Here is a 14,194-nt window from a genome sequence, read left to right as displayed (position 1 = left end):
TCACCCTTCCCACCCGGCTGCGCCGGGCGGGCCCCTTCCCTCTCCCGGCGGGAGAGGGAGGGAGGCGCGAAGCGCCGGAAGGGTGAGGGCGAACCACAGACCTTGAACCTCGACACTTCATCCGGAGACACACGATGTACAACGGAGCCATCCTGATCGGCGCGAGCGAGACGCGCACCGACGACACCTTCAGCGCGATCAACCCGACCACCGGCGAGAGCGGCGACGTCGCCTTCGCCAACGCCGGGCCGAACGAGGTGGCGAAGGCCACCACCCTCGCCGCCGCAGCCTTCGAAGCCTTCTCGGCGACCACGCCCGAGGCGCGCGCGACCTTCATCGAGACGGTCGCCGACAACATCCTCGCGCTGAAGGACGATCTCGTCGCGACCGCCAATGCCGAGACCGCGCTGCCGGTCGCCCGGCTTCAGGGCGAGACCGGGCGCACCATCGGTCAACTCCGCATGTTCGCCGCCGAAGTGCGCGCAGGGCTCTGGCTCGACGCCACGATCGACCCGGCGATGCCCGACCGCCAGCCGCTGCCGCGTGCCGATCTGCGCCGGCTCAACGTCGCGCTCGGGCCGGTCGCGGTGTTCGGCGCGTCGAACTTCCCGCTCGCCTTCTCGGTCGCCGGTGGCGATACCGCTGCGGCGTTCGCGGCGGGTTGCCCGGTGGTGGTGAAGGGCCATCCCGCGCACCCCGGCACCGGCGAGCTGGTCGCGCGCGCGATCCAGCAGGCGGTCGCTGCGTGCGGTCTGCCCGAGGGTGTGTTCTCCTACCTGCCCGGCACGTCGAACGACCTCGGCGGCGCGCTCGTCTCCGATCCCAACGTCAAGGCGGTCGGCTTCACCGGCTCGCGCGGCGGCGGCATCGCGCTGATGAAGATCGCCGCTGAGCGTGCCGAGCCGATCCCGGTCTATGCCGAGATGTCGAGCATCAACCCGGTCGTGCTGCTGCCCGGCGCGCTCGCCGCGCGCGCCGAGGCGATGGGCCCGGCGTTCGTCGGCTCGCTGACGATGGGCGCGGGTCAGTTCTGCACCAACCCCGGCCTCGTCATCGCGATCGACGGCCCCGACCTCGACGCCTTCGTCGCCTCGGCCGCCAAGGCGCTGACCGCGAGCCAGCCCGCGGTGATGCTCACCCCCGGCATCCACGCCAGCTACGCGAAGGGGGTGGATGCACTCGCCGGCCACGCCGCCGTCACCACCGTCGCGCGCGGCTGTGTCGGCGATGGCGTCAACCAGGCGGTCGGCGCGCTGTTCACCACCGAGGCGACGCAGTTCACCGCCGACGCGGCGCTGAGCCACGAGGTGTTCGGCTCGTCGTCGATCCTGGTGCGCTGCAAGGACGTCGCCGAGATCAAGACGGTGATCGCGCAGCTCGAAGGCCAGCTCACCGCCACGATCCAGAGCGGTGACGGTGACGAGGCAGCGGCCGCCGAGCTGCTGCCGGTGCTCCAGCAGAAGGTCGGCCGCATCCTGTTCAACGGCTGGCCGACCGGCGTCGAGGTCAGCCATGCGATGGTGCACGGCGGCCCCTTCCCGGCCACCTCTGACGGGCGCAGCACGTCGGTCGGCACGCTGGCGATGGCGCGCTTCCTGCGCCCGGTCTGCTATCAGGACACGCCCGACGCGCTGCTGCCGCCGGCGCTTCAGGCGGCCAACCCTTGGAACATCACACGCCGCACCAACGGCGTATTGGAGGTGGCGAAATGATCCGCTCGCTCGTTCAGTTCGATGATGGTGCGCGCGGTGTCGCCGCGCTCGACGACAGCGGCGCGGCACGGCGCGTGACGGGGGTGGCGACCACGCTCGACCTCGCCGCCAAGGCGATTGCGGCGGGCACCACCCTCGCCGCAGCCGCCGAGGCGGCGCTCGGCGATGCGATCGACCTCGCCGGCGTGCGGCTGCTCTCGCCGGTCGACCATGCCGATCCCGCCCACACGCTGGTCAGCGGCACTGGCCTGACCCACCTCGGTTCGGCCGAGGGGCGCGACAAGATGCACGCCAAGGCCACCGCCGAGCAGACCGATTCGATGAAGATGTTCCTGATGGGCGTCGAAGGCGGCAAGCCTGCCGATGGCGGCATCGGCGCGCAGCCCGAATGGTTCTACAAGGGCGACGGCGGCATCCTGGTCGATCCCGGCGCGCCGCTGACCATGCCCGACTTCGCCGAAGATGGCGGCGAGGAGCCGGAAATCGCCGGCATCTACCTGATCGACACGGACGGCACGCCGATCCGGCTCGGCTTCGCGCTCGGCAATGAATTCTCCGATCACGTGACGGAGCGCGGCAATTATCTGTGGCTCGCCCACTCCAAGCTGCGTCAGGCGGCACTCGGCCCCGAGCTGCGGCTCGGCGACCTCCCCGAGGACGTGCGCGGCACCAGCCGCATCGTGCGGGGCGGCGACGTGCTGTGGGAGAAGCCGTTCGTGTCGGGCGAGGCGAACATGTCGCACAGCCTCGCCAACCTCGAACATCACCACTTCAAGTACGACGGCTTCCTGCGCCCCGGCGATCTGCACGTCCATTTCTTCGGCACCGCGACCTTGTCCTTCTCGGACGGGGTGCGGACGCAAGTCGGCGATGTGTTCGAGGTCGAGGCGGACGCGTTCCTGCTGCCCGTGCGCAACCCGCTCGCGCGTGCCGGCGGCACCGGCATGGCCAGGGTGCGCAGTCTGTGAGCGGGATCAAGCTCGGCCTCGTCGGGCTCGGCAAGATCGCGCGCGACCAGCATCTGCCCGCGATCGCGAAGACCGACGGCATCGACCTCGTCGCTGTCGCCAGCCGCAACGCGCGGGGAGAAGGCGTCGCCAACTACGCCGATCTCGACGCGATGCTGGCGGGTTCGCCCGAGCTGACCGCGATCGTGCTGTGCCAGCCGCCGCAGGCGCGCTTCGAGGCGGCGGTGGCGGCGATCACCGCCGGCAAGCACGTCTTCCTCGAAAAGCCGCCCGGCGCGACCGTCTCCGAAGTCGAGGCGCTGATCGAACTCGCCCGCAAGCAGGGCGTCAGCCTGTTTGCGAGCTGGCATTCGCGCTACGCCGCCGCCGTGGCCTCCGCGCACGACTGGATCGCCAAGACGACGATCCGCCACATCGAGATCGCGTGGAAGGAAGACGTCCGCCACTGGCATCCCGGCCAGCCGTGGATCTGGGAAGCCGGTGGCTTCGGCGTGTTCGATCCCGGCATCAACGCGCTGTCGATCCTTACCGAGATCGTGCCCGATCGCGTGTCGCTGCTCAGCGCCGCGCTCGAAGTGCCGTCCAACTGCGATGCCCCGATCGGCGCGACGCTGACGATGCGCACCGGCGCGGGTGCGGCGATCGACACGGTGTTCGACTGGCGCCAGACCGGCCCGCAGACCTGGGATATCGTGGTCGAGACCGACGCCGGCACGCTGCGGCTGGCGGAAGGCGGCAACCGCTGGTTCGTCGGCGATGCCGAGCAGCCGGCGGGCGCGGAGGAGGAATATCCTGCGATGTACCGCCGCTTCGTCGATATCGTCGGGCGTGGTGAGATCGACGTCGATCTCGCGCCGCTGCAACTCGTCGCCGATGCCTTCCTGTGCGGTCGCCACACCGCGACGGAGGCGTTTCACGACTGATACGGCGGAGGCGGAGGCGCGCGTGGATCGACATATTGATGGCGCGCCGAAATCGGCCCTCCGCATTCACCAGACGATCGCGCGCGATCTCGGCATCGCGATCCTCAGCGGCCGCCACTTGCCCGGCGCGCTGTTCGAGGGCGAGATCGAGAGCGCCGGGCGGCTCGGCGTATCGCGCACCGCCTATCGCGAAGCGGTGCGCATCCTCGCCGCCAAGGGACTGATCGAGAGCCGCCCCAAAGCCGGCACGCGCGTGACGCCGCGCGCGCGCTGGAACCTGCTCGATCCCGAACTGCTCGCCTGGATGTTCAGCGGCGAGCCTGACCCCACCTTCGTCAACGACCTGTTCGAACTGCGCGGCATCATCGAACCCGCCGCCGCCGAGCTGGCCGCGCTGCGCCGCACCGACGCGCAAATGGCCGACCTGTCCGAGGCGCTGGCGCAGATGCGCGCATACGGCCTGTCGACGGCGGAGGGGCGCGCGGCGGACCAGCGCTTCCACCATGCGCTGCTCGCCGCCGCGCACAATGCCGCGCTGGCGAGCCTCGCCAGTTCGGTGGGTGCGGCGGTAAGCTGGACGACGACCTTCAAGCATCGCAAGCAACGCCTGCCGCGCGATCCGGTGGCGGATCACGAGCGGGTCATGGACGCGATCGCCGCGCGCGACGATGCACGCGCGCGAGCGACCATGCGCGAGCTTCTCGACCATGCGCTTGCCGATATGGATCTTGCGCTGTCGGCTTGAGCCTTTCCTGCCACCCTGCGCGCACGCCTCACCCAACTGAGTTCCCGCATCTCGTCGTATGCACGGCGCGGCTCATCGAATCATTGTCGGCGACGTGATTCCGCGATAAATCCGGATCGGAACAATGTGAAGCGAGGCCGCTGCGCATCTCCCTGTCCTTGAGTATCGCCATAAAAGATTGAGGGGTCTTAGGTGATCTTGCTGCTGACAGTGGTCGCGATCTTCGTCGTCGCGTTCTTCTCCTATGCGATCTTCCTGCGCCACCGGGACGCGGCGGCACGGCGTGCGTGGGAAAGCTATTGCAACGAACAGGCGCTCGCCAACGATGCTGCGCGCGCGGCGCGGCGCGCCGGGCTTCGCACCGACTGAGCCCGCGCGCGGCGCCGCCACCTCACAGCGGCAGCGCGATCGACACCTGCAACCCGCCGTCCGGGTGGTTGCGCAGGCTCACCTCGCCGCCGTGCAGGTGGACGACCGCGCTGACGCTGGCGAGGCCGAGCCCGATCCCGCCGGTATCGCGGTTGCGCGACTGTTCGGCACGGAAGAACGGTTCGAACGCCCGCGCGAGATCGGCGTCGGCAAGACCCGGCCCGTGATCGCGCACCACGATCATCGCCGAGCCGCCATCGCGCGACACGCTCACCTCGGCATCGCCCGCGTAGCGCAGCGCGTTGGTGAGCAGGTTGTCGAACACCGCGCGCAGGCCCACCGGATCGCCCTCGATCACGACATGCTCGCCCGGGAGCAGCAGCACCGCCGCGCCGGTATCGTGAAGATCGTCCACCGCGCTTTCGGCGAGTGCGCGCAGGTCGAGCCGCCGGCGGTTGGCGGAGGCGGTCGCGCCGCGCACGTAATCGGTCGCGCCCGCGATCATCGCCTGCATATCGGCGATATCGCGCGTGACGCCGCGGCGCAGGTCGTCGGGCGCGCGCTCCAGCCGGAGTGCCAGCCGCATCAGCGGGGTGCGCAGATCGTGCGCGATCGCGCCGATCATCACCGTGCGATCGTCGACATAGCGGTTGAGCCGCTGCTGCATCTCGTTCATCGCGCGTGCCGCGTCGGCAATCTCGGCCGGCCCACCGACGACGAGCGGCGCGGTGCGCGGATCGCGGCCGATCCGCTCGGCCGCATCAGCGAACAGCGCGACCGGGCGCGTCACCCAGCGCGCGAGCAGCCACGCGAACGGCGCCACCGTCACGATCGAGGCGAGCAGGAACAGCAGCAGCCGCAGCCGCCACACGTCGCCGCTGCGCACCGGCTCCACCGCGATCCACCGCCCGTCGGGGCGGCGCAGCGCGGCATTGAAATCGCCGACCAGCAGCGCGTAGCGGCCCCCTTCGAGGCCGCGCGTGTGCCGGAATTCGCGCGGCAGCCAGTGCATCGGCGGCTCGTCGAAACCGAGGCGGACCGCCTCGGGCGGTACGCGCAATTCGCTGGCGAGCGCCGCCGCCAGCACCGTCGCGCGGCCGGGCTGGGTCGGCGCGGGCGCGGCGGGGGAGCTCAGCCGGAACACCTGATCGGGGCCGCGGCCGTCACGCAGCACCGCCGCGACCTGCGCGACGGTGAAGACCGGCGGACGCGGGCGCGGCGTGAACTGGAGCAGCACGAAATTGGCGAGCTGCACCGCCAGCACGCTTGCCAGCATGACCGCCAGCACGCGCGTCAGCATTCCCCAGCTTGCGCCACCGCGCAGCATCACCGCCGCGTCACGGCAGGCACGAACATATAGCCTTCGTTTCGCACGGTGCGGATCATCTCGTCGCCGGGCGCGCGCAGCTTGCGCCGCAGCCGGCTGATCTGGACGTCGACCGCGCGATCGAACGATTCGGTGTTGCGGCCGCGCGTGCCCTCCAGCAACTGCTCGCGCGTGAGCACCCGGCGCGAGCGTTCGGCGAACAGGCGCAGCACCGCGAATTCGCCGTCGGTCAGATCAACCAGCACGCCGTCGGCATCGGTGAGTTCCCAGGCGGCAAGGTCCATCCGCCAGCCGTTGAAGACCAGCACGCGTCCGCCGTCGCCTTCGCCGGGCTGGCGCGCGCGCAAGGCGGCACGCACCGTCGCCAGCACCTCGCGCGGGCTGCACGGCTTGGGCAGGTAGTGGCTCGCGCCGATCTCCAGCCCGAGGATACGGTCGGTCTCGGACCCGCGTGCGCTGAGGAAGATCACCGGCGGCCCGCCAGTGGCGCACAGCCGCCGGCACGCGGCGATGCCGTCCTCGCCCGGCATCATTACATCGAGGATGACGAGATCGGCCGGGCCGGCGCGCAGCACCTGATCGAGCTCGCGCGTGCCCGCCGCCATGCTGACGGCATAGCCGTGCGACATGAGGCTGCCGGCGAGCAGCTCGCGGATTTCGCGATCATCGTCGACGACGACGATGTGCACGGGCGCGGCATCCTCCCCGCCGGCGTCGGACATCACGATTGATCCTTCATAGCGCGTCTCTAGCATCATGCGGCGGCCGCAACCAGACGCCGGGCGTCGGGTTCCTCCTCCAGCGCGGCGATCAGCGCGCGGGTGGCGAGCAACGCCGAGAGCGTGCGGTGCGCCGCTTCGGCCGCCTCGCTGCGCGCGTTGATCGCGGCGACCTGCTCCTGCTGCGCACGACGGGAATAATAGGAGAACAGGGTTCCGACACCGTATATCATTTGGCACTCCGCTTGGTTCCCCTTTCTGCGGGCGATGTCGCGGGTGCATGTTTCGGGCGAATTTCCGACAGGGGTGGCGATCCGCCTTTCGTGCGATACAGGTGCGAACGGCATTCGATCGGGCACGGAGCGGGCATGGCGGACAGGATCGCGATCATCGGCGGCGGGTTTTCGGGCACGCTCGCCGCCATCAACCTGCTGCGCCATGGCGATTCGCGGCTGGTGCTGATCGAACGCCAGCCTGCCGCCGGCGAGGGCCTCGCTTACGGCGCGGCGCACCCCGCGCACCTGCTCAACGTGCGCGCCGCCAACATGAGCGCGTTTCCCGACGACCCCGAGCATTTCCGCCGCTGGCTCGCCGAACGCGACGTCTCGGCCGATCCCAACCCGTTCGTGCCGCGCCTGCGTTACGGCGACTATCTGCGCTCGATGCTCAATGAGGCGCGGGTGAAGGCCGCGGATCGTATCGAGATCGTCCACGGCAACGCCACCGACGTGGTACGAGACGGCGGCGGCACGCGGGTGCTGCTCGATGACGGGCGCGACGTTCGGGTCGACGTGGCGATGCTCGCGGTCGGCAACCTGCCGCCGCATTCGCCGCCCGGCATCGGCGCCTTGCCCGCGCCGCTTTACGCGAGCGATCCGTGGGCGCCCGGCGCGCTCGACGGACTGGGGGAGGACGATACCGTGCTCGCGCTCGGCACCGGTCTGACGATGGTCGACGTCGCGCTGGCGTTGCGCGCGCGCGGCTTCGGCGGACAGATCGTCGCCATGTCGCGGCGCGGGCTGCTGCCGCATCCGCATGCCGCCGCCGCGCCGCCCGCCGATCCGCTGAACGAACGCCCGCGCGAGACCGGCTCCGACCTGCTGCGCCGGGTGCGGGCGCGCGCGGAGGCGATCGGCTGGCGCCCGGCGATCGACGAGCTGCGCCGCTTCACGCAGGACATGTGGCGCGCCGCCGACGACCGCGCGCGGGCGCGGTTCCTGCGGCACCTGCGGCCGTGGTGGGACATCCACCGCCACCGCCTCGCCCCGAGCGTCGCCGATGCGGTGGCGGAGCTGCGTGCGAGCGGCGCGCTGACGGTGTGCGGCGGGCGCATCCTCGGCACCGAACGCGACGGCGATACGCTGGCGGTATCGTGGCGGCCGCGCTCCGAAGACGAAGCCCGCACGCTGCGTGTCGCGCGGATCATCAACTGCACCGGGCCGCAGGGCGATCTGGTGCGCGCCGACGAGCCGCTGCTGCGCAACCTCGTCGCGCGCAGCACGATCCGGCCCGACGCGCTGCGGATCGGCATCGACGTCGACGCGCAGAGCCGCACAATCGCGGCGGACGGCGCGAGCAACGACTGGCTCTACGCGCTCGGCCCGATGACGCGCGGCGAATTCTGGGAGATCGTCGCGGTGCCCGATATCCGCGTGCAGAGCTGGTCGGTCGCGCGCCGGCTCGCCAACGCGCAATGGGTCGGCGGCGAAGGGTTGTAGAAACAAGCTGAGCTTTTCCGCGCGCAACTTCGGCAGGCGTTGCAATTCCCATCCTGCGAGTAGAGTTTCTTCCCGGAGACTCGCGAGAGGAGTGGCGATGAGCAGCGCGACGGCATCATGGCAGGAAGACGCGGTCGCGGCGCTGCGCACCGCGCGCACCGCCTATCGCACCGATCAGCGCGGCGGACGTACCCCTGCCCCGTTGTTCCCGTCGTTCGAGCGGCTGTCGGTGGCGATCGACCACCTCTCCGCCGCGCTGTACCCGCGCCGGCTCGGCGATTATGCCGGGCCGGATGTGGGCGAGGACGCGTTCGTCGCGGCGCGGCTCGCGCACGGGCTCGACCTGCTGCGCGGTGAGATCGCCAAGGAATTCGCCTATTGGCAGGACGAAGCCGCCACCCCGTTCGATGTCGATCAGCCCGACACGGTGGCGCGGCTGTTCGCCGCCACCCTGGGCGAGATCCGCACGCTGATCGACGCCGATGTCGAGGCGGCGTTCCTCGGCGATCCGGCCGCGCGCAGCGTGGACGAGATCCTGATCTGCTATCCGGGCGCGATCGCGGTGCGCCACCACCGCATCGCGCACCAGTTGCACGGGCTCGGCGCACCGATCGCCGCGCGGATCGTGTCGGAGATCGCCAACAGCCGCACCGGCATCGACATCCACCCCGGCGCGACGATCGGGCCGAGCTTCTTCATCGACCACGGCACCGGCGTGGTGATCGGCGAGACCGCGATCATCGGCGCGCGCGCCAAACTCTACCAGCACGTCACTCTGGGTGCGCGCAGCCCGCTCGGCCTCACCCACGTGACGCCGCGCGACCGTTATGCACGCCATCCGGTGCTGGAGGACGATGTGACGATCTATGCCGGCGCGACCATCCTCGGCCGCGTCACGATCGGGCGCGGCGCGACGATCGGCGGCAACGTCTGGCTGCTCGAGGACGTACCGCCGGGCAGCGTGGTGACCCAGCCCGCCGCCGCCATCGCCGACCGCGCCACCGCCGAGGATCTGCGCCTCGCGCTGTCGGGGCGCAGCCATTGAGCGCGTGGTCCAACCCGTGGCCGCGCCAGTCGGCGTGCGCGCGCCGCCCGGTGATCGGCGTGCTGTGCTGCAACGAATTCGCGCAGCGCCCGGTGCAGGCGGTGGCGACGCGCTTCGTCCAGCCGCTCGCCGATCTGGCGGGGGCGGCGGTGGTGCTGATCCCGGCGGTGTCCGACGCGTGCGACGCGCTCGCACTAGTCGACCGGCTCGACGGGCTGCTGCTGACCGGCTCGCGCTCGAACGTCGCCGCTACCCGCTATGGCGCCGAGCGTGCGGACAACGGTCCGGTAGACGAGCAGCGCGACGAGGTGGCTTTGCGGCTCGCCGCGCACATGATCGAGGGCGCGCGGCCGGTGTTCGGCATCTGCCGGGGCTTGCAGGAGCTGAACGTGCTGTTCGGCGGCACGCTGACCGACGGGCTCGACGCGGTGCATCACTGCGGCCTCGCCGACGATCAGCTTTACGACCGGCATTTCGACCACCGCCACGCTATTGCACTCGCCGAGGGCGGAACTTTGCGCGCGCAGGCCGGCGTGGCGGGCGAGACGGTCAATTCGGTACATCATCAGGGCATCGACCGGCTCGGGCGCGGGCTGACGATCGAGGCGACCGCTGCGGACGACGGGCTGGTCGAGGCATTCTCCGCGCGACCGTGTGGGGCGGACGTGCTGGCGGTGCAATGGCATCCCGAATGGGACGTGGCGACGAGCCGCGCGAGCGTGGCGTTCTTCGACCGGATCGGCGCGGCGCTGGTGGCGTCGCGGGGTTAGCGCCCGCCCCCGCTCGGCACGAACGGGAGGAGTCAGCCTCCCCTCCCCGTCACCCCAGCGCACGCTGGGGTCTCTTTGGGGCGGGCGTCACCTTTCAACACGAGGAGACCCCAGCTTTCGCTGGGGTGACGGTCAGCGCCAGCCCAGCGCCGGCGCGACGTGGGTCAGGATGGCGTCGAGCACATGCGCGTTATACTCCACGCCGAGCTGGTTCGGCACGGTCAGCAACACAGTATCCGCCTCGGCGATGCCCTCATCCTCGCGCAACTGCTTGACCAGCGCGTCGGGCTCGGCGGCGTAGGAGCGGCCGAACACCGCGCGCATCGAATCGATGATGCCGATCTGGTCGCTGCTATCGCCGCGCCCGAAATAGGCGCGGTCGCGGTGGTTCATTAGCGCGAAGATCGAGCGCGACACCGACACGCGCGGCTGCCAGTCGTGCCCGGCCTCCGCCCACGCCGCGCGATAGGCGCGGATTTGCTTCGCCTGCTGGACATGGAACGGCTCGCCGCTCTCGTCCGCCTTCAGCGTCGAGCTTTGCAGGTTCATGCCCTTCTGCGCCGCCCACACCGCCGTCGCGTTCGAGGCCGAGCCCCACCAGATCCGCCGCCGTAACCCCGGCGCGTGCGGTTCGAGCCGGAGCAGGCCGGGCGGGTTGGGGAACATCGGGCGCGGGTTGGGTTTGGCGAAACCGCGCCCGTCGAGCAGATCAAGGAACACCTCGCCGTGGCGACGGCCCATGTCGCTCTCGGTCTCGCCCTCGGCGGGGGCATAGCCGAAATGCCGCCACCCCTCGATCACCTGTTCGGGCGAGCCACGACTGATGCCCAGTTGCAGCCGCCCGCCGCTGATGAGATCGGCAGCACCCGCATCCTCGACCATGTAGAGCGGGTTTTCGTAGCGCATGTCGATCACGCCGGTGCCGATCTCGATGCGGCTGGTCTTCGCCCCCACCGCCGCGAGCAGCGGGAACGGCGAGGCGAGTTGCTGCGCGAAATGGTGGACGCGGAAATAGGCGCCGTCGAGCCCGATTTCCTCGGCAGCGACCGCGAGGTCGATCGATTGCAGCAGCACGTCCGCAGCGGAGCGGGTGGCGGAATGGGGCGTATCGGACCAGTGGCCGAACGACAGGAAGCCGATGTTCTTCATCGGCCCTATGTGGTGCGTCACGCGCCCGTGTCGATGGCGGCGATTTGGAAACGCAGCGTAAACGCAGCGCCACCGCCGTGCGCGTTGGCGGCGCTGATCGTCACCCCCATCGCATCGGCAAAGGCGCGCGCGATGGCGAGGCCAAGCCCGCTGCCGCCGTGGCGATCGCTGCCGGTCCCGTGCGCGAAGCTGTTGAAGATCGCCTGTTCGCTGCCCGGTATCAGCCCGGGGCCGTGATCGCGCACGGTCAGCGTCACGGTGTCGCCGGCGTGCGCGCCGCTCAGCACGATCGTGCCGTCGCCGCCGTGCTGGGCTGCATTGGCGAGCAGATTGAGCAGGATGTGGTGGAGCAGGGTCGCATCGGCGCGCACCAGCGGCAGATCGGCCGGTACGCGCAGATCGATCGCGCAGCCGCTGAGCAGATCGCGCAGATCGTCGGTCGCGCTCGCCACCGCATCGGTCAGGTCGGTCGCCTCGATATCGATCTTGAGCGCTTCCGAATCGATCCGCACCATATCGACGAGGTTGTCGAGGAAGCGCCGCAGCCGCGCCACCTGGGTGCGCGCCATCGCCGAAGCGGCGGCATCGGGCTGGGCGGCGGCGAGCACGTCGATCGCGGCCGACACGCCGGTCAGCGGGGTGCGCAGATCATGCCCGATCGAGGACAGCAGCGCGACACGCAGCCGGTCGCGCTCGCGCAGCACCGACACGTCGCGGAGCTGTCCCTCCAGCCGCAGCCGCTCACGCGCGAGCGCCGCCTGGCCGAGCAGGGTCGCGAGCAGCACCGCGCGGTTTGCGCCGACCGGATCGCCGCCGTCCGCCGCCGCCAGTCCGACCACGCCGAGCACGCCGAGCGAGGTCTTGAGCGGCTGGAACTGCCAGTCCGCCGCGACGAGCGTGGCGGTGCCGACCCCGGTCGGCTCGCCCCGGCTCCACGCCCAGTCCGCCGCCGCGCGGTCGACCGCGCCGAGCAGCGGCGGCACCTCCTGCGACGCGGCGGCGATCTCGATGCTACCACCCTGCCCGTCGAGCAGGATCACCGCGACGCCCAGCATCCGAGCGATCTCTATGCAGATCGTGCGCGCGGTGCCGTCCTCGTCAGCGGCGCGGGCGAGCGCCTGACCGAACGCCGCCACCGCCGCATTCTCCTGCGCGCTACGTGCCCCGATCGTGGCGCGCACGCGCAGCCGCCCGGTGAGGTTGGCGGTGAAGCTGGCGATCGCCACCAGCACGAACACGGTCAGCACGCTTTGCGGGTCGGCGATGGTGAAGGTGTAGATCGGCGGCAGGAAGAAGAAGTTATACGCGAGCCCCGACAGCACGCCGGTCAGCACCCCCGGCCAAAGCCCAAGCCGCGCCGAGGCGAGGATGACGGGGAGCAGGTAGATCAGATCGACTCCGCCGGCGCCGATCCACGGCTCGACCGCCTTCGCCAGCACCGTCGTCACCGCCACCAGCGCGACGACGGCGAGCGCGCCGAGCGCGAGGCTCCAGTCGCCCCAGGCGAAGGCGGCACGGCGCGGCGCGGGCACGGCACCGGCGGGCAGGACGTGGACGGCGAGATCCTCCGCCCCACCGAGCATGCCGTCGACCACCGATCCGTGGCGGAGCGCGAACCACCAGCTCCGCTGCGACTTGCCGATGACGAGCTGAGTGATGCGCCGCTCGGCAATTTGTGCGCGCAACCCCGCCGCGACGCCCTCCGCCGGCACCGTGGCGATCGACGCGCCGAGGCTGGCGGCGAGGCCGAGCGTCTCCGCCACCTGCCGCTGCTGATCGGGGGTGAATCGTGCCGCGCGTGGCGTCTCGATGAACACCGCGTGCCACGGGGCCTTCAGCGCATCGGCGAGGCGCTTGGCGGCGCGCACCAATGTCGCCGCGCCGGGCAGTTCGCTCACCGCCACCAACACGCGCTCGCCGCCGGCATAGGCCCCGCCGAGCGCGCTCGCGTCGAGATGGTCGAGCATCGCGCGATCGACGCTCTGCGCGGCGCGGCGCAGCGCCATCTCGCGTAGCGCCGAAAGGTTGGCCTTGGAGAAGAAGCGGTCGAGCGCGCGGCTCGCCTCGGCGGGGACATAGACTTTGCCGGCGCGCAGCCGCTCGATCAACTCGTCGGGGGGCAGATCGACCAGCTCGATCTCGGCACCGTCGAATACGCTGTCGGGCACCGTCTCGCGCACCCGCACCTGCGTGAAGCTGGCGACGATGTCGCGCAGGCTCTCGATATGCTGGACGTTGAGCGTGGTGTGGACGTGGATGCCTGCGTCGAGCAGCTCCACCACATCCTGCCAGCGTTTCGGGTGGCGGCTGCCGGGCGCGTTGGAGTGCGCGAACTCGTCGACCAGCACCAGCGCGGGGGCGCGGGCGAGGATCGCGTCGAGGTCCATCTCGTCGAGCGTATGGCCCCGATACGTGACGCTGCGACGCGGCACCACCGGCAGCGGCGCGACCAGCGCCTCGGTCTCGGCGCGGCCATGCGTCTCGACCACGCCGATCACTACGTCCGCACCCGCACGCAGGCGCTCCGCGCCTTCGCTGAGCATCTCGAAGGTCTTGCCGACGCCGGGGGCCGCGCCGAGGAAGATCTTCAGCCGCCCGCGATGCTCGCGATTGACCGCGCGCAGCAGCGCGTCGGGGGATGGGCGGTTGTCATTCATGCCGGTTGGCGCCTCGTAAGCTCTTTCGTTAGCTAGGCCGCCGCGCAGGCCAGCGAAATCCCACGCTCCCGATTCCTATGGAATCTTAATGC

Annotated in this window: 13 protein-coding genes; 8 read left to right on the top strand and 5 right to left on the bottom strand. The window is 70.7% G+C overall.

The annotated features are described in order from the left end of the window. Nucleotides 1–134 precede the first annotated feature (134 nt). From AC3ANX_RS02720 to AC3ANX_RS02700, 5 genes are all read left to right on the top strand, one after another. A complete protein-coding gene (locus AC3ANX_RS02720; protein WP_488335500.1) occupies nt 135–1,712 on the top strand; it encodes an aldehyde dehydrogenase (NADP(+)) in 1,578 nt (525 codons plus the stop codon). Continuing rightward, the gene (araD1, locus tag AC3ANX_RS02715; RefSeq protein ID WP_488335499.1) at nt 1,709–2,680 is read left to right on the top strand and encodes an AraD1 family protein; all 972 of its coding nucleotides are present in this window, start codon (nt 1,709–1,711) and stop codon (nt 2,678–2,680) included. Before AC3ANX_RS02720 ends, araD1 begins: the two co-directional genes overlap by 4 nt. Continuing rightward, nucleotides 2,677–3,603: a Gfo/Idh/MocA family protein gene (locus tag AC3ANX_RS02710; protein WP_488335498.1), complete on the top strand. Its 927-nt coding sequence runs from the start codon at nt 2,677–2,679 to the stop codon at nt 3,601–3,603. The genes araD1 and AC3ANX_RS02710 overlap by 4 nt, the downstream gene beginning before the upstream one ends. A 22-nt stretch (nt 3,604–3,625) precedes the next feature. Then, nucleotides 3,626–4,348: a FadR/GntR family transcriptional regulator gene (locus AC3ANX_RS02705; RefSeq protein ID WP_488335497.1), complete on the top strand. Its 723-nt coding sequence runs from the start codon at nt 3,626–3,628 to the stop codon at nt 4,346–4,348. A 192-nt stretch (nt 4,349–4,540) separates the two neighbouring features. Next, entirely contained in the window at nt 4,541–4,717 is a 177-nt protein-coding gene (locus AC3ANX_RS02700; RefSeq protein ID WP_488335496.1) for a hypothetical protein, read from the top strand. 22 nt (nt 4,718–4,739) lie between these two features. Here the strand turns inward: AC3ANX_RS02700 and AC3ANX_RS02695 are convergent, their stop codons facing one another. Genes AC3ANX_RS02695 through AC3ANX_RS02685 form a run of 3 tightly spaced genes read right to left on the bottom strand, consistent with a single transcriptional unit; the run spans nt 4,740 to nt 6,996 of the window. After that, the gene (locus AC3ANX_RS02695) at nt 4,740–6,044 is read right to left on the bottom strand and encodes an ATP-binding protein (protein WP_488335495.1); all 1,305 of its coding nucleotides are present in this window, start codon (nt 6,042–6,044) and stop codon (nt 4,740–4,742) included. Beyond that, on the bottom strand, nt 6,044–6,766 hold the full coding sequence (locus AC3ANX_RS02690; protein ID WP_488335494.1) for a response regulator: 723 nt from the start codon (nt 6,764–6,766) through the stop codon (nt 6,044–6,046). The genes AC3ANX_RS02695 and AC3ANX_RS02690 overlap by 1 nt, the downstream gene beginning before the upstream one ends. 32 nt (nt 6,767–6,798) lie before the next feature. Further along, a complete protein-coding gene (locus tag AC3ANX_RS02685) occupies nt 6,799–6,996 on the bottom strand; it encodes a hypothetical protein (protein WP_488335493.1) in 198 nt (65 codons plus the stop codon). Between the two features lie 135 nt (nt 6,997–7,131). Here AC3ANX_RS02685 and AC3ANX_RS02680 point away from each other — a divergent pair, with 135 nt between their 5' ends. The 3 genes from AC3ANX_RS02680 (at nt 7,132) to AC3ANX_RS02670 (ending at nt 10,296) form a co-directional block, all read left to right on the top strand. Further along, nucleotides 7,132–8,481, top strand: coding sequence for an FAD/NAD(P)-binding protein (locus AC3ANX_RS02680; RefSeq protein WP_488335492.1), 1,350 nt, complete (start codon nt 7,132–7,134; stop codon nt 8,479–8,481). Between the two features lie 97 nt (nt 8,482–8,578). Beyond that, nucleotides 8,579–9,526: a serine O-acetyltransferase EpsC gene (gene epsC / locus AC3ANX_RS02675; protein WP_488335491.1), complete on the top strand. Its 948-nt coding sequence runs from the start codon at nt 8,579–8,581 to the stop codon at nt 9,524–9,526. Further along, nucleotides 9,523–10,296, top strand: a complete 774-nt coding sequence (locus tag AC3ANX_RS02670) for a gamma-glutamyl-gamma-aminobutyrate hydrolase family protein (protein WP_488335490.1) — start codon at nt 9,523–9,525, stop codon at nt 10,294–10,296. Before epsC ends, AC3ANX_RS02670 begins: the two co-directional genes overlap by 4 nt. A gap of 132 nt (nt 10,297–10,428) precedes the next feature. Here AC3ANX_RS02670 and AC3ANX_RS02665 read toward each other — a convergent pair whose 3' ends face one another. Beyond that, nucleotides 10,429–11,445 carry an LLM class flavin-dependent oxidoreductase gene (locus tag AC3ANX_RS02665; RefSeq protein WP_488335489.1) on the bottom strand — a complete coding sequence of 339 codons (1,017 nt, stop codon included), beginning with the start codon at nt 11,443–11,445 and terminating at the stop codon, nt 10,429–10,431. Nucleotides 11,446–11,462: 17 nt separating this feature from the next. After that, nucleotides 11,463–14,102 (bottom strand): DUF4118 domain-containing protein, encoded by a 2,640-nt coding sequence (locus tag AC3ANX_RS02660; protein WP_488335488.1) that lies wholly within the window; start codon nt 14,100–14,102, stop codon nt 11,463–11,465. Between the last annotated feature and the right edge of the window lie 92 nt (nt 14,103–14,194).

Source organism: Sphingomonas sp. BRN-1R, from assembly GCF_057748035.1.
Note: the sequence above shows the minus strand (reverse complement) of the source record. Positions and strands in the feature narration are given on the sequence as shown.

Bases quoted from the DNA above. Each gene is read 5' to 3' on its own strand.
- AC3ANX_RS02660 (WP_488335488.1), bottom strand. From the start codon at position 14,102: ATGAATGACAACCGCCCATCCCCCGACGCGCTGCTGCGCGCGGTCAAT.
- AC3ANX_RS02685 (WP_488335493.1), bottom strand. From the start codon at position 6,996: ATGATATACGGTGTCGGAACCCTGTTCTCCTATTATTCCCGTCGTGCG.
- AC3ANX_RS02695 (WP_488335495.1), bottom strand. From the start codon at position 6,044: ATGCTGCGCGGTGGCGCAAGCTGGGGAATGCTGACGCGCGTGCTGGCG.
- AC3ANX_RS02690 (WP_488335494.1), bottom strand. From the start codon at position 6,766: ATGTCCGACGCCGGCGGGGAGGATGCCGCGCCCGTGCACATCGTCGTC.
- araD1 (WP_488335499.1), top strand. From the start codon at position 1,709: ATGATCCGCTCGCTCGTTCAGTTCGATGATGGTGCGCGCGGTGTCGCC.
- AC3ANX_RS02720 (WP_488335500.1), top strand. From the start codon at position 135: ATGTACAACGGAGCCATCCTGATCGGCGCGAGCGAGACGCGCACCGAC.
- AC3ANX_RS02665 (WP_488335489.1), bottom strand. From the start codon at position 11,445: ATGAAGAACATCGGCTTCCTGTCGTTCGGCCACTGGTCCGATACGCCC.
- epsC (WP_488335491.1), top strand. From the start codon at position 8,579: ATGAGCAGCGCGACGGCATCATGGCAGGAAGACGCGGTCGCGGCGCTG.
- AC3ANX_RS02680 (WP_488335492.1), top strand. From the start codon at position 7,132: ATGGCGGACAGGATCGCGATCATCGGCGGCGGGTTTTCGGGCACGCTC.